Source organism: Wenzhouxiangella marina (genome assembly GCF_001187785.1).
GTDB lineage: Bacteria > Pseudomonadota > Gammaproteobacteria > Xanthomonadales > Wenzhouxiangellaceae > Wenzhouxiangella > Wenzhouxiangella marina.
The window spans coordinates 1,262,090-1,283,969 of sequence record NZ_CP012154.1 but is presented as its reverse complement, the minus strand read 5'-3'; the positions used below and the strand labels follow the sequence as shown (position 1 = coordinate 1,283,969).

The 21,880-nt window shown below is 63.7% G+C and carries 13 protein-coding genes; all 13 read right to left on the bottom strand.

Annotation, left to right across the window (positions count from 1 at the left end; all coding sequences use genetic code 11):
- Positions 1 to 108: 108 nt before the first annotated feature.
- Positions 109 to 645 (bottom strand): hypothetical protein, encoded by a 537-nt coding sequence (locus tag WM2015_RS15795; protein ID WP_156200898.1) that lies wholly within the window; start codon positions 643 to 645, stop codon positions 109 to 111.
- Positions 642 to 3,116 carry a protein kinase domain-containing protein gene (locus WM2015_RS05425; RefSeq protein WP_082169479.1) on the bottom strand — a complete coding sequence of 825 codons (2,475 nt, stop codon included), beginning with the start codon at positions 3,114 to 3,116 and terminating at the stop codon, positions 642 to 644. Before WM2015_RS05425 ends, WM2015_RS15795 begins: the two co-directional genes overlap by 4 nt.
- 61 nt (positions 3,117 to 3,177) lie before the next feature.
- Positions 3,178 to 6,075: an SUMF1/EgtB/PvdO family nonheme iron enzyme gene (locus WM2015_RS05420; protein WP_049725092.1), complete on the bottom strand. Its 2,898-nt coding sequence runs from the start codon at positions 6,073 to 6,075 to the stop codon at positions 3,178 to 3,180.
- Between the two features lie 104 nt (positions 6,076 to 6,179).
- Complete coding sequence (locus tag WM2015_RS05415) at positions 6,180 to 7,394, bottom strand: hypothetical protein (RefSeq protein ID WP_156200896.1); 1,215 nt, start codon at positions 7,392 to 7,394, stop codon at positions 6,180 to 6,182.
- Entirely contained in the window at positions 7,391 to 7,927 is a 537-nt protein-coding gene (locus WM2015_RS05410) for a hypothetical protein (protein ID WP_049725090.1), read from the bottom strand. The genes WM2015_RS05415 and WM2015_RS05410 overlap by 4 nt, the downstream gene beginning before the upstream one ends.
- Positions 7,924 to 9,468: a hypothetical protein gene (locus tag WM2015_RS05405; protein WP_049725089.1), complete on the bottom strand. Its 1,545-nt coding sequence runs from the start codon at positions 9,466 to 9,468 to the stop codon at positions 7,924 to 7,926. Before WM2015_RS05405 ends, WM2015_RS05410 begins: the two co-directional genes overlap by 4 nt.
- Complete coding sequence (locus tag WM2015_RS05400; RefSeq protein WP_082169478.1) at positions 9,465 to 10,262, bottom strand: PP2C family protein-serine/threonine phosphatase; 798 nt, start codon at positions 10,260 to 10,262, stop codon at positions 9,465 to 9,467. Before WM2015_RS05400 ends, WM2015_RS05405 begins: the two co-directional genes overlap by 4 nt.
- A complete protein-coding gene (locus tag WM2015_RS05395) occupies positions 10,259 to 12,544 on the bottom strand; it encodes an FHA domain-containing protein (protein ID WP_156200894.1) in 2,286 nt (761 codons plus the stop codon). The genes WM2015_RS05400 and WM2015_RS05395 overlap by 4 nt, the downstream gene beginning before the upstream one ends.
- Positions 12,545 to 12,649: 105 nt before the next feature.
- Positions 12,650 to 15,529: an SUMF1/EgtB/PvdO family nonheme iron enzyme gene (locus tag WM2015_RS05390; RefSeq protein WP_082169477.1), complete on the bottom strand. Its 2,880-nt coding sequence runs from the start codon at positions 15,527 to 15,529 to the stop codon at positions 12,650 to 12,652.
- 32 nt (positions 15,530 to 15,561) lie between these two features.
- Complete coding sequence (locus tag WM2015_RS05385) at positions 15,562 to 18,603, bottom strand: protein kinase domain-containing protein (protein ID WP_049725085.1); 3,042 nt, start codon at positions 18,601 to 18,603, stop codon at positions 15,562 to 15,564.
- Positions 18,604 to 18,667: 64 nt separating this feature from the next.
- Positions 18,668 to 19,231, bottom strand: coding sequence for an OmpA family protein (locus WM2015_RS05380; protein WP_156200892.1), 564 nt, complete (start codon positions 19,229 to 19,231; stop codon positions 18,668 to 18,670).
- A 67-nt stretch (positions 19,232 to 19,298) separates the two neighbouring features.
- A complete protein-coding gene (locus WM2015_RS05375) occupies positions 19,299 to 20,207 on the bottom strand; it encodes a hypothetical protein (protein WP_049725083.1) in 909 nt (302 codons plus the stop codon).
- A gap of 81 nt (positions 20,208 to 20,288) precedes the next feature.
- On the bottom strand, positions 20,289 to 21,815 hold the full coding sequence (locus WM2015_RS05370; RefSeq protein WP_082169474.1) for a S8 family peptidase: 1,527 nt from the start codon (positions 21,813 to 21,815) through the stop codon (positions 20,289 to 20,291).
- Positions 21,816 to 21,880: the final 65 nt, after the last annotated feature.

Genomic DNA, 21,880 nt, shown 5'->3' with positions numbered 1-21,880 from the left:
CCAGGATATTGGAACTAGGGTTCACAATCGCCATGGAGGGATTAGAAGCATTTCTTGACGGACCACCCTTCAGGTCAAAGAAAATGGCGCACCCGCGCGGATCGATTCTCAGTCATGCCTTTCGTAAGAAATTGCGACGAAAGCACGTGGCGGGCGTCTCGAACGGCTGTCAGGCTCCCAGGCGTAGATTTCCAGAAGAACGTACTCGTCGGAATCTTCATCGCCCTGTAGATAGGCATGCCAGACAACATCTGTCACATTGTCATCATCTTCAATGTCGCTCAACCAGCCGGCACCATCCTCAAGACGAACCAATCCACATGTTTCAATTGCGGAGGCAAAATCACGGGCCATATTCTCCGCGGACGCAACGCTAGGCTGGTCATATCCGAATTCCATTCGGTTTGACGACAGGTCCGACCTGGTCTTAATTGAGCAAATAGACCCACCAGGAAGATTAACCTTGCAGGTATATCGACCACCTCTTCCCACCCGGTTCGGAACCCAACGATTCTGATTGCTTGCAAAGCCCGATGATGCTTCTCCAGCAAAATCCAATATCATCGAGCAGAATTGATCATCTGCCTTTGCCTGACTCCATCCAAACAAACACGCGAAGGCCAACCAACCAATATTTTTATTCATCTGCATACCCGTCCTCTATAATTGCCGCACTCACAGAATGTACCAATCTCAAAGCCATTAGGCATCAAGCATAATTTCTGACCGTCCGGCGCACAACACCAGTTTCGGCCCTCTGTCAGCCGGTCCACCAGATCAGAACTACCCCTCATCAGAATCAAATGCACTGATGAAGTCTCATTCGCTATCACCGACACGGTATCCGACGATTCCTGATAACCATCCAGTCGTGCCGTAATCGTGTGCTGACCCTCTAACAACTCCAACGTCATGCCAGACTGCGAACCAATCAAATTACCATCCACGTAGATTTGCGCTCCCCTGGGGAATGTCGTGACTTCAAGCCTACCCATTCGAACGGGCCAACTCTCCGTGTTACGTAACAAGTCGAGAATCTCCCTGGAAGCTTGGCCAGTAGGCGAGCGGTTGATGGCCACTTCAAATTCTCGAATCAAATTTACAGTGCCCGCTTCCAATTCTCCCGTTTGGTTGACAGCTTGCCCCAAGCGCTGTAGTTCAGACTTAATATTACGTATCAGCTCACTGCGAGCCTCCTCAGCTGCTGCTCGTTCCATTCGGCGTCGCTCGGTTTCTGCCGCGATTTGTTGCTGTTCTTCAGCAATTATCGCCATGCGACCATCCACCTCGGCGACGTACGCACCGCGGGGGAAAGATGTCAGGTAGGCTCTGAAAGCCTGGGCCGTATTCTCCTCAATCGCCTCAGACCACGCCAGCTCATCCCTTCGGCGAAACTCCCTCCGAAGCGATTCCAGAAGCGATTCATCAATTTGACCGGTTACCGTTAATCCCCGTTCGATCTGGAATGCTCGTATCGCCGAAACCGTACTAGAGTCGAGATGACCAGACTCTGGCACGGCCTCACCCAGTCGATTCAGATAGTCTTGAATTGAACGAACGAGGTTCTGAGTATCCGCTTCAATCTCATCAATGCGCTCTTGGGCATTCCCAACATTTCGAGCTTCCGGCCAATCGTCAAGAAACTGCCGGTAGCCAACAATCGTATCGATTTCCTGCGCCAACTGCCAAGCCTGCTCGGCCGCCGCCTCCAGCTTCTGACCCGCACGCCACTGTGTGACACCGTAGCCGGCGACAGTAAGTACCAGCACGATGGCAAATACCCCGGCGATAGGGCGAAACGGCAGCGAGCGGCCCGGCTTAAAGTCAGCTTGCTTAGCATCTTCCGCAGGCTCTCGATCAATTCCAAGATCGCTAAGTAGCTCCTGCGCAAGCGCCTGTATCCTGCCTCGATCCCAGCCCACGGCCGCAGCCGCTGACCCGAGGCTTTCGATGGCCGAATCAGCCAGGATGCCTTTTCGGGCCTCGATGCTGCGCGTCAAGACAGCAATCAGTCGTGCCTTGGCGGCCAGGGCCTGATCGCCCCGAAGCACTGCGTCGATCAATCGATCCAGATCAGCCTCGCTCAGGTCGGCAATGGCGGCCATCGCCAAAAGAACTTCTCGCTCATGGCTGGGAATGCGGCCGTGCTTGCCTAGTAGCTCGACAATCCGGGCTCGGAGCGGCTTGATCTCGTCTCGCACACCGGCCTCGCCTCCACCAACCCAGGTGCCCGTATCTTCCTCCTCATCGGCCGCGCCGACGCTGGACCTCGCTTCTTCGAATCGAGCCAGCAACTCCGCAGCATCGGCCGGGCGTTGATCGCGGTCCTCGTCAAGGGCGCTGAGGAGCAGGTCGTTCATGTCCTGGCCCAGTGCTGGGACGGCCACGTTGGGATCGGCGAAGCGGCCCACCGGGAGTCGCCCGGTCAGCATGCGGTAGGCCAGGCGGCCGAAGGCGTAGACATCGGCCCGGGCATCGACATGCTTGGCCGACTCACGTTGCTCGGGCGACATGTAGTTGCGACTGCCCAGGCCCAGATGAGAGACGCTCGAATGGGCACTGTCCGGTGCCTTGGCAATGCCGAAGTCGACAATGCGAATTTCGCCGTCTTCGGTCAGCATGATGTTCGACGGCTTGATATCGCGGTGGATCAGGCCCTTGCCATGGGCAGCCGCCAGACCCTTGAGCACCTGCTCCATCAGTTCCAGGGAGCGTTCCAACGGCAAGGCGCGGGGCCGCTGCGCTTCGGGCAGTTCTTCCAGTGCCTTGCGGTCGAACACGTCCTTGCCCAACTCATCGGCCAGGGAGTTCGGCAGGTAGGGCATGACGTAATACGGGGCACCGTCTTCAGCCTCGCCAAAGTCCAGCACCTCGATCACGTGGCGTTCATTATGTAGCGACGCAAGGATCTTCGCTTCGTTCAGGAAGCGCGCCCGAAGGATCTCCAGGCCTTCCTCATCCGAGCTGGTCGCGAAGGCGATGAGGTTCTCGTCCTTCGGCTTGAAGACCTTGATCGCGACCTGGCGACCGATCTGCGGGTCCTCGCCGAGGAAGACCTCGCCAAAACCACCGCCGCCGAGGCGTTTGAGGATGGTGTAGCGTTCAATCAAGTTCAATAGCTAACTCTCCTTACAGACGCAAGAGTCCTGCATCGTCATGCGCACTTGAACATGGTGCTCACTGGTCTAGTGACCTAGCGGGGCGAAAGCCTGTGAAATGATTCCAGTTGCTTCGAGAGACTGCAATTCGATCGCCAGACTGAGGAGACAATGCCCAAAATGAACCCCAAGAGCCACCACGTAAAACAGCCTTGCTGCAGTCACCACTCATCCAGGCCGAACCATCCGCCGGCGCCCCTCGATAATTCCTGTTCCAGCAATCGGCGACCCACTCCATAACATTGCCATGAAGATCATGGAGACCGAAATCATTGGCTGGGAAACTGCCAACTTCGACAGACTGCGCACGAAAAATCCCAGCAGGACAACCGCTTGCTGGTCGGTTCCCATCAAAATTCGCCTGTGAAGTCGTCAGACAATCGCCAGTATGAAAACGGGTACTTGTGCCGGCGCGAGCTGCATACTCCCATTCAGCCTCGCTTGGTAGCCGATAGTTTTCTCCTGACTTGCGACTCAGCCAAAGCACATACTCCTGCGCATCATCCCAAGACACATCAATCACAGGCCGATTGTTTCTACCCCAGCCCTGGTCATCAGGTCGTCGAGAACAGCCGCGGTCACGAACGCAGTTTTCCCACTGCGCAAAGGTTACCTCTGTTTTGGCAATGGAAAAGCTTGGAACGGTAACCGATCGACGCGGCACCGAATATGAAGTGCCACCACCCATCGAAAATTCACCCGACGGTATCACCACCATCTCGGGACAAGCATCGCAGTCACGAAAGACATCTCCGGGCTGTGGACCTGGCCAACGTTCCGCGACTTCCATCGCAGCCAGTAAAGCCCGACTAGGCTCGCCGGACTCACGCCGGTTCATGGCGCGCTCGAAGGCGCGGATCTGATCCGCCGTTCCTGGGCCCAGTTCTCCGTCCACACTCACCGAGCGACCCAGGCGAGCCAGCTCGCGTTGAATGGCGGAAACCAAGGTTCGGCGAGCCGCCTCGGCAGCGGCCCGCTCCTGGCGGGCGAGCTCGGCTTGAGCTTCCGCCGCCTGACGAGCCTGCCGCACGGCATCGATCCGCTCACCCACCTGACTCAGGTATTGGCCCTGCGGGAACGCCTCACGATAGGCCGAGTATGACTGCTCGGCGTTCACCTGGCTGGCCTGCGCCCAAGCTGCTTCATCTCGCTCGCGAAACTCGGCCTGCAGCGCGTCCAAAAGGACCTCGTCCGCCACCCCAGCCACCGGCAGGCCCTGCGCCTCCTCGAAGCTTCGGATCGCGGATTCCGTACGCGGGTCCAGGGTGCCGGAACTCGGCACACGATATTCCAGGCGGTTAAGGTAGTCCTGCACCTGGCCCACGATGCTCTGGCCTTGCGCTTCCAGTTCAGCGATGCGTTCTCTGGCCGTGCTGACGGCTCGCGCCTCGGGCCAGGCTTCGATAAAGCTTTGATAGGCGGCGACCGTGTCGCCGTCCTGGGCCAGCTGCCAGTCCGCCTCTGCGGCTGTATCCAACTGCTGACCTTCCCGCCACTGCATGATGCCGTAGCCGCCGGCGCCGAGCACCAGCACCGCGACCAGCACCGCGGCGATGCCGCGCAAGGGGAACGGACGGCTCGCCTTGTTCTGGTTCTTGTAATGGTTCTTGCTCTTGTTATGGGGCTTCGCTCTTTGGCCAGCATCGGAACGCTGTGAGTCCAGACCCAGTTCGGCCACCAGCTCATCCATCAGCGCCTGCACCTTCCCGCGATCCCAGCCGACGGCGCTGGCTGCGGCATCGAGGCTCTCGATGGCGCGGACGTCCAGGGCGCCCTTGCGGGCCTGAATGCGATGGGTCAGGGTGGCGACCAGGCGTGACTTGGCGGCCAGTGTCCGATCGGCCTTGACCACTTCGTCGATCAAGCGGTCGAGGTCGGCCTCGCCCAGGTCCGCAATCGAGGCCAGAGCCAGCAGGCCCTCGCGCTCGTGCGCGGGGATGCGGCCGTGCTCGCCAATGACTTCAGCGATGCGGGCACGCAGGGGCTTGAGTTCGTCTCGAACACCGGCCTCGCCACCGCCTGCCCAGGTGCCCGTGTCGCTTTCACTGCCCGCCTGTCCCACCGAGGCTTTCGCCATCTGGAAGCGCTCCAGGGCTTCAGCTGCATCCTTGGGTCGCCGATCCTTGTCTACGTCCATCATCGACAGGAGCAGTTCGTTCAGGGCCGTACCCAGCGCAGGCACCGCGACATTGGGATCGGCAAATCGTCCGATCGGCAGTTTGCCTGTCAGCATGCGGTAGGCGACGATGCCGACCGAGTACACATCGGCACGAGCATCGACGTGTTTGGCGCTCTCGCGCTGCTCCGGGGCCATGTAGTTGCGACTGCCCAGGCCCAGATGCGAGACCGTGGAGTGCTGGCCATCGGGTGCCTTGGCGATGCCGAAATCCACGATGCGGATCTGGCCGGACTCGGAGAACATCAGGTTCGAGGGCTTGATGTCCCGATGGATCAGCCCCTTGGCGTGGGCGGCAGCCAGGCCGGTCAGGAGCTGCTCCAGAACATCCAGGCTCCGTTCGAGCGGGAGCGCTCGGGGGCGCTGGGCTTCGGGCAATTCTTCGAGGGCATTGACGTCGAAGATGTCCTTGCCCAGCTCATCCGCCAGGGATCGCGGCAGGTAGGGCATCACGTAAAAGGGTGAGCCGTCCTCCAGCTCGCCATACTCATGCACCGTGACGATATTGGACTGATCCTCCAACGAGGCCAGGATCTTCGCCTCGTTCAGGAAGCGCGCACGGAGAATCTCCAGTCCCTCCTCATCAGAGCTGGTCGCGAAGGCGATCAGGTTTTCATCCTTCGGCTTGAAGACCTTGATCGCCACCTGGCGGCCGATCTGAGGGTCCTCGCCGAGGAAGACCTCGCCGAAGCCTCCGCCACCGAGGCGTTTCAAGATGGTGTAGCGTCCGATGATATGCATGCTGTCCCCGTTGGTTCACTTCTGGCCGTAGCACCCATACGGCCTTCCCTACTGACTCATTATGAAGAACTTGGCCGGCGGCGACCAACCCCCCGGTCGCCCCTTCAGGGCGCGATCTCGATCCAGCGAAGCTGCGACCCATCGCCCTGCTCGGCCAGCCAGGCCTCGAGAGTGGCGGGCGCCAGCGGCCTTGGCTGTTGGCGAAGCCAGCGTTCGAGCAAGGATTCGACGCGAAGCGCCGCCGAGCTGTCGAGCCAGATCACGGCCAGTCGGCCACCTTCGGCTGCGCTGTGCAGCCTCGTGCTGCGGTACCCGGCTCTGCTTGGCCCAACGGGCAAGCGAGCACCCTCTGTCAGACTGACGACCAGCACGGTGTCATCCGACCCGGCCGCCATGGCCAGGCCACAGAGTGCACCGTGCTCGTCCTGCATAGCCGCGACCTCATCGACCGCGACGCGAGTCTGATTGGCTGGCGCGCAGTCACCAGTGCCATAGAGCCACCAAAGCTCCTGGTCCGTCGCCGTGGTCGATGCGATGACTCGGCCGGCGTCGGAGGATGCGCGGCTTGCCTGCGGCTGGGGCCTCGTAGGCCGCACCACCTGCCCACCGAAATCATCCAGCTCGATGAGCTCTTGGCCGCCCTTGCCTGAACTCAGCCACCAGATCACCGAGGCCAGCAGGGCCACGATCACGGCGGCGATCAACCAGGCCGACGGCTTAGCCGAGCCCATGGCAGAGGATGTCTTGTCCTTCGAAGGCCTGCTCACACCGCCACCAAAACTCTCCAGCGCCTCACTCAGGGTGTGGACGCCGGCCACACCGGCCAGGTCGGAGACCTGCTCGACGCCCTCGGCCAGGTTCGTGTCCGGCAGCAGCACACGCACCTGAATGCCCGCCTGGCGCCATTGCTGGATCTGACCGAGTGATTGATTCAGCTTGTCGGCCGTGCGCTCGACGGGACGGACATCGCCATCGGCACCGACCTCGCCCGTGGCCCAGATGACCGTGTCACCCGCCTCGGGCTGCCCGTTACCCAGCTGCCCCCTGGCGTGCACGGCATGGGCAACGTAGATCGGCAGCTGCCAGCTCACGCCCTGGTCAACGCGCTCGGCCAGATCGACGCGGAAGGCATCGTGCTCGAAATCACGCGCGATGATGCCCGTGCCTCGCCGGACGAAGTCGTGGTAAGCGTGGCTGATCGGCAAGGCCTGGACCGTACCGTTGAGGCAGACCACGGATTGCACCCCGCTGGCCTCCGGCGTGATCCGCTGAATCGCCACGGGCCCGCAGGTGGTTCCGATAAATACATGTGTCGTCATGCTCGCAGCACCTCCAATTCGGCACGATCGTCGCGCAGCAGCTGCAGGACCGCATCCTGGTCTTCGAACAAGCGCTGGCTCTGCTGATCGTGAAGTGGCGGGAAGCTCACTCGCAGGATGTCGTGATCGGCGATGGCATGTATCTCAAGGCCCACGCCATCTTCGATTTCAATGCCCGGCAGCAGCTGCAGGGTGACGTAGACCTGCCCCGGTGAGGCCTGCGAGCGCCGGAAGTGCAGCTCGAAGCCCTCCCCAGAGCGCCGAGTGACCTCGCCCTTGTCCTGGGCACAGGCCTGGATGGGCGACTGCGCGAGCCGGCGCTGAGCCAGGGCTTCGCGATACAAGCGCCGGCAGGCCAGATCTTCGCCCAGGTGCCGGCGAACGGCGCCCTCATCGGCCACGGCCCGGCCAAGCGCGAAGTCGATGACCGACTGCGGCAGCACCAGGCCGGCTGGCCCGGGTTGATCGAGGGCATCGCGCAAGGCCAGGTAGCTGGCCTCGGCGACTTTTCTTGCTTTCTGTTCCTTGTTCAACGTTCCACCCCGTGCAATTGCTGGAATCTCTCCCTGAACATGGGCAGATCAGCAGAATATTTTTCCGAGGTCGCAACAAAGCAGCCCAGAAACCGGGCCAGCACTCGGTCGATGGCCCGCAGGCAGGCCAGTCCGTCCAGGTAGACTTCGGCCTCGGCAAAGTCCTCACCCCCCTTGAAGCCTGAGCGATTGACCTGTTTGAAGGCCTTTGCACAGTCATCCAGGGCCCGATTCAGCGTCGGGTACTGCAAGCGAAGCCGCTTCAAACCCTGGTCCGATGCATCCGCCAGCGCCCCCAGCATGGCCTCCTCGCCGCCCTGCAGCAGATTAGCTTGCCAATCGCTCAGGGCGGCAATGGCCTCTAGCGGCTGCTGCAGCTGCAGCAGGACGTCGACGGCGGCCCGTGCCGCCTGGGCGGCGCCCTGCCGATGACCTTCAAGGCGCTCGAGCCAGGCGCCGTAGCCTTCAAGCTCCAGCGATTCCCAGTCAAAGTCACGGCGTCGCTTGCTCGCTTCGATCAAGCGAGCCTGGTGGTCTCCGAAGACCTGCATGCGTATCAAGGTCAGGGGCATGGCATCGATCAGGCCCTGATGCCGCACCGGCAGTTCGCAATCCTGCCAGCTTTTAGCGGTCAGGAACTTGGGGTGGCGCGTCAGTGCAGCACCGTCGAGGCGGTCCTCGTCCAGCGACTCTGCCTGTTCGGGTTCGAGGGCCAGCCAGCCCTCGATCTCGTCCAGCGCCATGGTGTGCTGGGCCGACTGCTGCCGATCGCCCAGGGCCAGCGCCCGCCGCAGGTAGATGAACACATCGGCCACGCTGCGAAACCGACGAAAATCCTCTTCCGGATCCACGCGCAACCAGAAATCGAGGACACGCTGGTCGTCGATCGCCATCTCCGGCGCCTGGCCCGGCGCCGCTTCATCCAGCCACTGCAACACGCGATACGCTCGCTGCTGCCACTGCTTCGGCTGCAGATGCTCGGCCAGAAATGCATTGAGCGTCGCCTGCAGCAGACGAGCCCAGTCCGAGGCGGTTCGCCCCGGCGCCAGGGCGGTGATCAGGCCCGGATCGATATAGACCAGTAACTCCAGCAGCCCCAACCAGATCGGCAGGCGTCTGAGGTTCAAACAGAAATCCTGCTGCGCCGCTCCGCAATGCAACTGCCCCCCCTCCAGGCGAGCGCCCTCTGGCAGACCGGCCGCCTCCAGCGCCTGGCCCAGAGACTCGGCCGAGAGACACTCTTCGACATAGAACAGACGCAGCGCCACGCCGGGCTCATCAGGGCAGGCGCGGGCCAGCAGCTCGAACAGCTGGCCCAGCTCCAGGGTCAGGGGCGCCCAATGGCGGCAGAGAATGGCGCGCTTGAGGGCATCGACGGCTTTCGGCGGGCAACGTGGCCGGCCATCCGAACTGGTCTGCTCGGACAGGCCCTCGAACAGGCCCGCGAGCGTGGCGCTAACGCCGTTCTGCGCCAGCTGCGCCGCGGCCAGGCCCCGCTGGCTGTCTGGCGTCAGGTCCTCGGGCGCAGAGGGCAGGCTCATGGTCCGTTCGCTGCTTGCGCATCGTCGTCCGTGCAACGGCCAAGCACCACGGTGATGTTGTCATGGCCTCCCGCGTCGAGCGCGGCAGTCACCAGGGCGGTCAGCGCGGCATCCAGTTCGCTGTTGTCGGTCAGGCAGGCCTGCAGGGTTTCATGGGGCACGCGATCGGTCAGACCGTCCGAGCACAGCAGGATCAAATCACCGGGCATCAGATCAGCGCTGGTGCAGACCGGCTCGAAGGGCGACTCCGTCGATTCCAGGCCGATCGATTGCGACAGGGTATTGCGGTCCGGGTGGGTTCGAGCCTGTTCCAGGCTGATCCGCCCGTCCAGCACCAGCTGCTCAGCCACGGTCTGGTCGTCGGTCAGCTGCTCGAGCGTACCGTCTCGAAAGCGATAGGCTCGAGAGTCCCCGACCTGCACCAGATCGAGGCGCGCCTTGTCCGGACTGCGCAGATCCGCCAGCACGGCCGTTAGCGTGCAGGACATGGACAGTTCCTGCGCCGATTCGGTAGCCAGCCGAGAGACTCGCGCATGCGCCTTGTGCGTGGCCATTTCCAGCAGCATCTTGCCCATCGCCGCATCGCTGGCGGCTGCCAGCTTGCCGCTTTCGGCCAACTCGCGAAAGGCCTGGGCCGTTTCGGCGCTGGCCACCTCGCCCGCATCGCGCCCGCCGACACCATCGGCCACCAGCATGAGCGCCTGTCCACCCGCCAGGTCGAGGGCCAGCCAGGCATCCTCGTTGTTGTCGCGCTTCAGGCCCACATCGCTCTTGCCCGCCAGTTCCATCTTCATACGGCATCCCCTTGCAGTTGCATCCGCCGATCACCCAGCTGGATCATCACACCCTCGGCCAGGGGCGTCCGCCCAGCCAACACCTCGCCATCCAGGCAAACACGCTCGTCCGGCGTGTCATCGATCGGCGCGGCCCAGTAGCCGTCGTCATGGCCGATCAAGAGCCCCGGCTCGTCTCCAGCCGGCCGACCGGGCACGATCCGATCGGCCGCCGCATGCACCGGCAGGCCATCGCGGACCAGCAACCAGCAACGGCCGACGTCCTCGCGCATCGTCGGCCAGGCCAGAGCCAGGTCATCGCTGTTCAGCAGCTTGAGCTGAAAGCGATCGAGCCTGACGATGGCAGAAGCACTCGCATCCTCGGGCACCTCGATGATCAGCCGGGCCGCGCCCGGCCGCGGCGGCTCGCGTCCGCCGCCCAGGGCCACCACGGCCTCGGCCGACAACCGGCGGGGCTGACCGTTGGCCAACAGCACGTCGTCCGCCATCGAGCCGTGCGTGCTGCCCGGGTCCACGGCAAACAGCCGCCCACCTTCGCGTTTGATTCTGAGCTGCTTGCCCACGCGCGAGATGCGCTTGTAGTTCATGGTGATGGCCCCGGGCATCACGCCTCGAGCCCGGCCCACCTGAATTTCATCACCCGTAAGCAGCCAGGTGTCCTTCAGATCGCCCGTGCCGTGCGCGTCACCCCGCTGCGGCGTGATGCGAGCCAGGGCCTGATCGCGAAGCGAGGTCAGCGCTTGTGCGTCAGCATCGAAATGCTCCAGGCCGCGGATTGCGAACAGGGCCTGGCCGGCCTGACTGGCAGCCCGCAGCCACTGCTCATCCTTCAGGGCCGCTTCGGCCGCCTGCCTGTGCCTGGTAAGCACCGTGCTACGAAGGTGCGCCTCCGCCTGCTCGATCAACTCGCCAATGGGTTCGGCCAGGGAAGGATCGAGGGCCCGGGCCTGATGCAACCATTTGCTCGCCCGGGATGGGTCCTCATCAATGACCGCACGCGCCTTGATCAGCAGATCGGCCGCCTCGGATTGCTTTTGCAGCCGGGCCTGCAAAGCGGGCAATCGAGGATGATCGCTGGCGGCCGTCGCGGCCTGAGCCAACGCCTGCCCGGCCTCATCGAGTTCAACCCGATCCAACGCCGCCTCGGCGCGTTTCAGTGCGCTGTCGGCCTCCGCCATCCGCCGCTGCCAGTCCTCGCGTAGTGCCGTCCAACGGCCACGCCGAGGCAGGCCCGGCAGCGGCGTCTGGTCGAGAAAGCGGAGGCCCTCACTCGGCCGATCCGTACTCGCCAGATCAGCGGCTGTCCGATCATAAAGTCGATAGCGCCAGGCAATGAATGCCAGCAGGCCCAGTAGCAGCGGACTGATCAGCCCGGCGGTGTAGCGACCGGCATAGGGAAAGCCCTGACGCACCGCTTCCAAGTGCATATCTTGCAGACTGTCACTACCCCGCAGACTGACGCTGCCCCTTGCCCCGGCCTGCTCGATCAGACCCTCAACGCGCTGCCGAAGCGCACCGGCACGCAGTGGAGTGGCCAGTTCATAGCTGGCCGTTACGCGATGGTGCAACCACTCTCTCGTGCGAGCACCAGAGCCCAGCTCGCGCAAGGCCCCCTGGCGATAATCCGGCGCCGCCCGCAGCCCGGCGAGAATCGCCTCACGCTCACCCGGCGTGAAGTCCCGGAGGTCGAGCCGAAAATAGAATTCCCGCACATAGGCCGCCAGCTTCTCCGCGAGCACCGCGCCCAGCTCCTGGCCGCCCTGGCGAGCGCGATCGGCCAGCCACTGGCGCAGGCAGCCGTCGACGCAACCCTGGGCCGGCTCCACGAACTCCATCAAACTGCCGTCCCATTGATCCACAAGGCGCCCCGTATCGATGTCCACCATCTTGCCGGGCAGACGCACCTGCACCCGATCCACGCCGGGACCGGACCGCGTCGTAACCGTCACCGAATAGACCACCATCAGATCCATCGGCTGGCGCGCCGTGCGGTTGAGTTCACGGGCCAGACGCACGAAGTCGGCCTGCTTGTAACCCTCGCAGGCCGCCGCCTCGCAGTCCGACACCAGGCCCAGGGCGGACTTGTCGAACACATCGAAGCCCCGCTCGATCAGCGCCTGGGCGATCGCCCGATCCGCACTGCGCCAGGCCGGGTGCTCCGGAGGCAGCGTGTCGGCCTGAATATCGCCCACCACCAGGGTGTTCCAGCCGCTGGCGTGGAGCGAGGACGCCAAGCTCAGACAGAGCAGGCATAGCGATAATCGAGCGAAGCTACACATCATGTCGTTTCCAATTCATAGCTCAATGGCGCGTCCGGCGCGCCGATGGGGGCTGCGCCTCCATACCCCCGCATCTCTGCGCGATGCCAAAAGGAAAAAGGACAAAGATCAAAGCGCTACGGACCTGGCGGGACGAAAACCCGCGTAGTTGAACCGATTGGCGCGGGTGCCCCAGCCGCGATTGGCCGAACGCAGGAGCCGACCAAAGCTGAGCCAGGACCCGCCGCGCAACACCGCACGGCCGCACTCCCCGGACATTCTGGCAGAACCATCCGCCGGTGCGCTACGATAGCTCTCGTTCCAGCAGTCCTCGGTCCACTCCCCGACATTGCCATGCATATCGTGCAGACCAAAACCATTGGCTCCGAAACTGCCCACCGGCACCGTGCGCCGTCGATACTGGCCACCGGGGCAAGCTTCAGCGGGATAATTCCCGTCGAAATTGGCCTGGTCGGTGGTGATGCAACGGCCGGTGTGAAAGCGGGTCGTCGTGCCCGCGCGCGCCGCATACTCCCACTCGGCTTCGCTGGGCAATCGGTAGGCTTCACCCGTCGTGCGGCTCAGCCAGCTGACGTACTCCTGCGCATCGTTCCAGCTCACGTTGATCACCGGACGATCGCCACGTCCCAAGCCCGCATCCTCCGGCCGATGGCTGCAGCCGCCGTCGGCCACGCAGGCATCCCACTGGGCGAAGCTCACTTCGGTTCGGGCCAGCGCAAAGGCCGTGATACGCACCTGCCGCTGCGGGCCTTCGTCATCATCGCGTTGCGCCTCACCCGCCGGGCTGCCCATCATGAACTGCCCGGACGGGATCACGACCATCTCGGGGCAGGCTTCGCAATCGCGGAAACGCTCGCCCGGCTGCAGCGCAGGCCAGCGGGCCGCGGCCTGCAAGGCCGCCAGCAGGGACTCACTGGCCGCGCCGGTCTCGCCGCGCTTCGTTGCGCGTTCGAAGGCGCGAATCTCAGCCGCCGTGCCGGGTCCCAGTTCTCCGTCCACGCTCACAGAGCGACCCAGGCGAGCCAGCTCGCGCTGAATGGCGGAAACCAGGCTTTGGCGAGCAGCCTCGGCAGCGGCCCGCTCCTGGCGGGCGAGCTCGGCTTCAGCTTCTGCCGCCAGGCGAGCCTGCCGCACGGCATCGATCCGCTCACCCACCTGACTCAGGTATTGGCCTTGCGGAAACGACTCCCGATAGGCCACGTAAGACTGCTCGGTGTTCGCCTGTTCGGCCTCGGACCAGGCCGCTTCGTCTCGCTCGCGGTACTCGGCCTGCAGCGCCTCCAGCAGGACCTCGTCCGCAACCCCGGCCACTGGCAAACCCTGCGCCTCTTCGAAGCTGCGGATCGCGGATTCGGTGCGGAGATCCAGGGTGCCGGAAGACGGCACCCGATAATCCAGGCGATTCAGGTAGTCCTGGACCTGGCCCACGATACTCTGGCCTTGCGCTTCCAGTTCGGCGATGCGTTCTCTGGCCGTGCTGACCGCCCGCGCCTCGGGCCAGGCTTCGATAAAGCCCTCATAGGCGGCGATCGTGTCACTACCCTGCGCCACCTGCCAGTCCTGCTCGGCCGCCGCGTCCATCTTCTGTCCTTCACGCCATTGCATGACGCCGTAGCCGCCAGCGCCGAGCACCAGCACGGCAGCGAGGACCGCGGCCAGGGCTTTCAAGGGCAAACCTGCTGCCTGTGAAGCCCTCGTCCCGTTTCCAGCCGCAGCGGCGCGGGCTCCCGCATTCAGGCCCGGCGCATAACTCATCAGGGACTTGACCTTGGATCGATCCCAACCCACCGACTGCGCTGCCGCATCAAAGGACGAAAGTTCCTCATCATCCAGCTCGAAACCCTTGCGCTGGACTTCATGATGCAAGGCCTTGACCAGTCGGTGTTTCGCAGCCAGGGACTGATCGCCCCGGATGACCTCATCGATCAGCTGCTTCAGCTCCTTTTCATCCAGATCCGCGATGGACGCCAGGGCGCGCAGACCCGGCCAGTCCTTCTCACGGACAATGCCCTGCTCGCCAATGACCTCCGCAATCCGCGCCCGCAGGGGCTTGAGTTCGTCCCGGACGCCCGCCTCGCCCTCGCCCACCCAGGTGCCGGTGTCGCTGTCGTTGGCTTGTTCGCCGACCTGAGCGCGGGCCGCACGGAAGCGATCCAGCAGCACGGTGGCATCGGCCGGGCGCTGTTCGCGGTTCTCGTCCAGGGCAGCGAGCAGCAGGGCATTCATGGGCTCGCCGAGCTCGGGCACGGCCACGTTGGGATCAGCAAAGCGGCCGACGGAGAGTCGGCCGGTCAACATCCGGTAGGCCAGGCGGCCGAAGGCATAGACGTCGGCGCGGGCATCGACGTGCTTGGCGGACTCGCGCTGCTCCGGAGCCATGTAGTTGCGGCTGCCGAGCCCTAACTGGGAGACGGTGGAGTGCTGGGTGTCCGGGGCCTTGGCGATGCCGAAATCGACGATGCGGACTTCGCCTTCGTCGGTCAGCATGATGTTCGAGGGCTTGAGGTCGCGGTGGATCAAGCCCTTGCCGTGTGCCGCGGCCAGGCCCTTGAGCAGCTGCTCAAGAATCGCCAGGCTGCGCTCCAACGGCAGGGCGCGCGGGCGCTGATCGGCCGGCAACTCCTGCACGGCCTTGACGTCGAAAACGTCCTTGCCCAACTCATCCGCCAGTGAATGCGGCAGATAGGGCATGACGTAATAAGGCGACCCATCCTCCAGCTCGCCGTACTCGAGCACATTGACGATATGGGTGGCGTTTTCCAGGGAGGCCAGGATCTTCGCCTCGTTCAGAAAGCGCGCCCGAAGAATCTCCAGCCCTTCCTCGTCGGAGCTGGTCGCAAAGGCGATCAGGTTCTCGTCTTTCGGCTTGAAGACCTTGATCGCCACCTGGCGACCGATCTGCGGATCTTCACCGAGGAAGACCTCGCCGAAGCCCCCGCCGCCGAGGCGTTTGAGGATCGTGTAGCGGCCCACCCTGAGGTCAACCATTTAAACTCCAATTCGCAAATGGGAAAAATTAACTACTCAACATCCAGCAGCTCTACTTCAAAGATCAAAACGGAGTTCGCTTCTATTGAGCCGACACTCTGATCACCGTACGCGAGATCAGGGGGTACGAAAAACCTATATTTGGAGCCCTCCCGCATGAGTTGAAGGCCTTCTTGCCACCCCTGGATCACCTGATTCAATTCGAAGGTCGCGGGTTCACCTCTGGAATAGGAATTGTCAAATTCGTTTCCGTTTGTGAGCTGGCCGACATAGTGAACTCGGACACGGTCAGTGGCGCCTGGCCGACGGCCTCTCCCCTGCCTGAGAACCTCATACTGCAAGCCAGAGGAAGTGGTCCGGACTCCGGACCGAAGGGAATTACTATTGAGAAATTCCTGACCACTAGTGAGGTTCGAACTTGACGACTGCGCCAAACTGACGCGCCTGCGTTCCATGAACCGCTCGCGCTCAGCATCTATCTGGGATTGGCTTATGAGAGTCGTTGAATTTGAAAATGCATCGACAATCCCGCCAATCAATGTTTTGCTGTCGAATTCAAGTTCCTGGTCCTTCAAACTGCCAGCTATGTCCATACCAATTACGTAGCTAAGTTGCTGTGTATCCTCGTATGCTTCGCCCGCGCCCTGGAGATCGATAAAGTCCTGTCGAATTTCAGTAGCGTCTTCGATCGAAATCCATAGTTGCTCCTCCTGCAGCCGAGTCATGAGGCCCACTGCCAAGAATTCAATTCGAATATTCAGATCCTGATTTCTCAGACTGGCTCCCACATCAACGCCAATTACATAGCCCAAGCGTTGACTTTCGCCAGTTAGACTCGTCACAGCTCGCTCTTCGAGCCAGGTCTGCACAAGTTGTGCACCTTGAGCCAGGATCGAGGAACGAGTACCCGTTCTGGAAAGCCCCTGATCGGCTGGCCACGTCTCGGTAGCGCTCAGCAACGCCAACAACTCGGAAGTCGCCTCACCAGTAACGGGACGATCGGCCGCCGCTTCAAAAGCACGAATCTGTCCCACCGTGCCCGGGCCCAATTCGCCGTCTACACTGATCGGGCGGCCCAACCTCGCCAGCTCGCGCTGGATCGAAGAAATCAGCACTCGACGCGCCGCCGCCGCGGCTTCGGCTGCCGCGATCTCCTGCCGGCGCCGCTCGGCAGCCGCTTGTGCTTCGGCTTCTGCCGCCAGGCGGGCCTGACGGGCCGCCTCGACGCGGCTGGCCACCTCGCCAATGTGCTGGCCCTGCGGGAAGGCCTCACGATAGGCTGCGTACGCTTGCTCGGTGTTCGCCTGCCCGGCCTCGGCCCAGGCTGCATTGTCCCGTTCGCGATACTCGGCCTGCAGCGCCTCCAGCAGGACTTCGTCGGCAACCCCAGCGACCGGCAGGCCCTGCACTTCTTCGAAGCTGCGGATCGCCGATTCGGTGCGCGGGTCCAGGCTGCCCGACGACGGCACACGGTAGTCCAGCCGGTTCAGGTAGTCCTGCACCTGGCCCACGATGCTCTGGCCTTGCGCTTGCAGTTCGGCGATGCGTTCTCTCGCCCTGCTGACCGCCCGCGCCTCGGGCCAGGCCTCGATAAAGCCTTCATAGGCAGCGATCGTGTCACTGTCCTGCGCCAGCTGCCAGTCCTGCTCGGCGGCCGCGTTCATCTTCTGGCCTTCCCGCCAATGGATCATGCCCCAGCCACCGGCGCCAAGCACCAGCACAGCGACCAGCACCGCGGCGATGCCACGCAAGGGGAGCGGGCGGCTCGCCTGATTCTTCGACTTTGTCTCGCGATCAGCATTGGAGCGCACTGAAGGCAGACCGAGCTCGTCCACCAACACTTCCATCAAGCCCTGCAACTTCCCGCGATCCCAATCCACGGCGCTGGCCGCCGCATCGAGGCTCTCGATGGCGCGGGCGTCCAGAGCGCCCTTGCGGGCCTGTATGCGGCGAGCAAGGGTGGTGACCAGTCGTGACTTTGCGGCCAGGGCCCGGTCTGCCTTGATCACATCCTCGATCAGGCTGTCCAGCTCCTGCTCACTCAGATCGGCGATGGAAGCCAGGGCCAGGAGGCCCTCGCGTTCGTGGTCGGGAATGCGACCGTTTTCACCGATGACTTCAGCTATCCGTGCCCGCAGGGGCTTGAGCTCATCCCGAGCGCTCGCCTCACCCTCTCCAACCCAGGTGCCGGTATCAGATTCACCATGGTCTTCACCGACGCTGGCGCGGGCCAGCTTGAACCTCTCCAATGCCGCCGTGCCATCCTCCGGGCGGCGGCTGCGATCGGTGTCGATCATGGCAAGCAGCAGATCGTTCATCGCTTGCCCGAGGGCCGGTACGGCAACGTTGGGGTCGGCAAAGCGCCCGATCGGCAGCTTACCGGTGAGCATGCGGTAGGCCACGACGCCCACCGCATAGACGTCGGCGCGCGCGTCGACGTGCTTGGCGGACTCGCGCTGCTCCGGAGCCATGTAGTTGCGGCTGCCGAGGCCAAGCTGCGAGACCGTGGAGTGCTGGCCGTCAGGTGCTTTGGCAATCCCGAAATCGACGATGCGCAGTTCGCGCTCGTCGGTCAGCATCAGGTTCGAGGGCTTCAAGTCGCGATGGATCAGGCCCCGGGCGTGGGCGGCAGACAGGCCCACCAGCACCTGCTCGATCCAGTCCAGGGCCTGCGCCATTGGCAACGCGCGGGGGCGTTGAACCGTGGGCAGTTCCTGAACCGCCAGAGCATCGAAAACGTCCTTGCCCAGCTCCTCTGCCAGGGAATGCGGCAGGTAGGGCATGACGTAGTAGGGGGTGCCGTCCTCGGTCTCGCCGAAGTCGAGCACGTTGACGATGTGCCGGGCGTTTTCCAGCGAGGCCAGGATTCGGGCTTCGTTGAGGAAGCGCGAGCGAAGAATCTCCAGGCCTTCCTCGTCGGAACTGGTCGCAAAGGCGATCAGGTTCTCGTCCTTCGGTTTGAAGACCTTGATCGCCACCTGGCGGCCGATCTGTGGGTCCTCGCCGAGAAAGACTTCGCCAAAGCCCCCGCCGCCGAGGCGTTTAAGGATGGTGTAGCGTCCGATGCTGGTCATGCTGATGTCCCCACTGCTGCTCCCCCTTTTCCGGCGCCCTCTACTTGATCGCCGCTTGCCCGTCTCAGTCCCACTCGATGCTGACCTCGCCCTCCGTCGAGACCTCATCGCTGTCCGCCTCGTCGGTGGTGTCGTCGAGGACGCTGATTTCCACTCGTCGGTGCTCGCGGGCGTCTTCGGCCAGGCCATCGATCAACTCGGCCTCGCCTGCGCCTTCGGCCACGAGTCGGTCCGGGTCAATGCCGTGGCCTTCGATCAGTGCCGCTCGCACGGCCTGGGCACGGCGCTCGGACAGTGCCTGATTGTACTCAGCTGAACCTACGGCGTCGGTGTGGCCGATGATGCGGAAGCGGTAGGGCCGCAGGCGATCACCATTGAAGGCGCGGCCGAGGATGTCGACCTGGCGCTGGCCCTCGGGCAGCAGCGCGGCGGAATTGAAGGCGAACTCGATGCTCAAGTCGATGGAGCGGCGCACGCCGCCGTGGTTCTCGACGAACTCGAGCGGATCCAGCTCGGCTTCGATCTCGGCCAGGCTGCGGGTCTGGGCCACAAGGGGGCCGGCGAACAGGCCCACAAGAAGCATCAAGCCCAGACCAAGCTTTGCGACGGTGGAATGAATCGGGTGCATGGCGTCGGTTCCTCGGGCGGCAAAGAAAAAGCCCGCCGGAAGCAAGCCGGCGGGCCGAGGGCGTGGCTTACCAGTCGTCGTTGGCGTCGGGTCGCGGGCGCTCGCCGCGAAGGGTGATCTTGCGGACCGTGAAGGTGTTGCCCGAGAAGGTCACGACGCCGCGCAGGCCCACTTCCTGCAGCATGCGCTGGAGGTTGCGGTTGAGGCGGGCGGTTTCAATCTGGGATTCGTACCAGAGCTCCTGGCGGCGGGCGCCGGAGTAGGTCGGGCGGTGATCACGGTAGCCGCTGAAGATGACCAGATACTCTTCGAAGGTCATCATCTCGTCAGGCGTGAAGCCGTCGAAGACGAGGGTGTAGGCGTTGTCCATGCCGCCGCCCGGTGCCTGGCCACCGCCGTCGACCATCCAGGCCAGCTTTTCGGTCAGCACGGCGCCGACGTCATTGGCGAGGATGCGGCTGTACTCGCCGATCGTTTCCAGGATGCACTCGCGGGAGCAGTTCGGCGGTGCGTTCCACTCGCGCGGGCTGGGCAGTTCGAAGTTGCCCAGGCGCTGGCCGGTGCGGACGTTGAGCAGGCGACCTTCGACGCGAGCCCGCACCCGGGTCGTGTAGCCCACGTCCTGGGCGCTGGCGTAGATCGAGAACATCACCACCACGTCGATGGGCGGCTGGTCGATGCTGCGCGCGATGTCGATCAACTCGGCATCGGTCCGGCGCACGCGGCCCTGGGCGAAGTCATCGAGGGTCAGGGCCGTTTCGTCGTAGACGGAAAAGCCTTCGTCGTTGAGCTGGTTGGACAGGGCATTGAGCACGCGGCGGAACACGCGTGAATCACGCGGCACGGTGTCGTCGTCGTAGTCCTCGCCCATGATCAGCAGGTTCGGATCGCTGTTGGAAGCCTGCACGGTCTGGCCCGAGCAGGCGGCCAGGAAGATCACCAGCAGGGGGATCATCATCAGTCGGTGGAAGGTCATGTCATTTCTCCTGTTGTGGAAGCGCGTTTCGGCTTGCCTGGGTCATGTTCGGATCAGTGAATTTTTTCTTGCTTGTTCGCTTCAGCCATCGCGACCGGGTTCGCGGCAAGGCGGCGCTCGCTCGACCAGTATGCCGCCGATGCGCTCACGGCACAGGGGCAGGTTCGGGTCCTGGGGCGGGCGCTGCTCGGGTGGCGCGGGGCGCGGGGCGGGGCGTGGTTCGGGCACCGGCTCAGGCCGCGGTTCGGGCTCGGGCCTTGGAGCAGGTGTCGACGGCGGCTCGGGACTGGGTGCCGGCGCACGGCGCTCGCCGAGCCAGCCCATGGCAGCGGCCAGGTCGAGGCGCGCGCTGCGCTGCCCGTTTCGCGGGTCACGGAAGGTCTGGCCGTTGGCGGTCAGGGCCTGCACCAGTTCATCGGCCGTGGCGTCGGGATAGGCCGATCGCAAGGCTGCCACGGCGCCCGCCACATGGGGCGCGGCCATGGACGTGCCCGACAGGCTTTCGTAGCCGCCGGGCACGGCGGACTCGATCTGCCCGCCGGGGGCGACGATATCGAGAATGCTGGCGCTATTGGAAAAGCCGGATACATTGCCATTCTTCTCGATCGAACCCACTGCCAGCGCAGTGGACACGCAGGCGGGCGCGCCAAGGCCATCGGTGCGGCCATCGTTGCCGCTGGCCACGACCACGACCGTCCCGGCCTCATGGAGCTGACGGAAGATCTGCGTATAGGGACTGTCCCCATCGCAATGGCCTGTATGGCCCATCTCCGCCCCCAGACTCAGGTTGACGGCGGCCAGGTTGAAGCGTTCGCGCTGGCCATAGAGCCAGTCCAGGGCAGCGAGGATGTCCGAGTCCGCGGCCCCGAACCCGCCCGAATGATTGGAAAACACCTGCACATTCAGCAAGCCCGCCGCGGGCGCCACGCCGCTGAAGCGGCCATTGCTGCCCGCGACGATGCCCGCGACATGGCTGCCGTGGGGGTTCAGCGCCGCAGGCGCCCGTGGGCCAAAGGCTCGCGTTTGCCCGCCGGGGCAGCTACCTGCGATCGAAAAGCAGGCCCCACCCACCAGGCGGTCGCGCAGGAAGGGGTGATCGAGATCAACCCCCGTATCGACCACCGCCACCACCTGGCCCTGGCCGGCCGCACGATCTGCCATGGCTTCGGTGACCCCGGCCAGGCGAACGCTCTCGCCCAGGCTGGTGCGGTTCCAGCGGTTCAGGTGCACCCGTGCCACGCGATTGGAGCGCAGCAGGCGGGCTGCCTCCTCGCGGCTGACCTCGGTGGCCATGGCCGGCAGGTGCTCGTAGCGCACGATGTCGTTGAAGTTGCGCCAGCCCATTTCATCGGCCAGCTCGCGCTGCACGCGGCCGATGTAGTCATTGAGGTTCTCCCAGTCCCCGCGCCGCGACGCCGCCTGCGCCCGGCGCGGCAGATTCAGCTCGATGATGACGGGCAGCTCGCCATTCAGCGAGGCCCAGTCGGCCCGGTTGGCCGAGCGCTCGAGCTCGGCGACGGAACGGGCGGGCTGGGCAGACGCCATCAGGGGCAGCAGGGCCAGCAGCCAGGCGGCAATGAAGGTCTTGTGCATTTCAGTGATACTCATCCCCGGTTTGTCCCCATCATGGCCGGATTAGCGGTGGAATTCCAAAAGGCGCTCCAATGACCGCG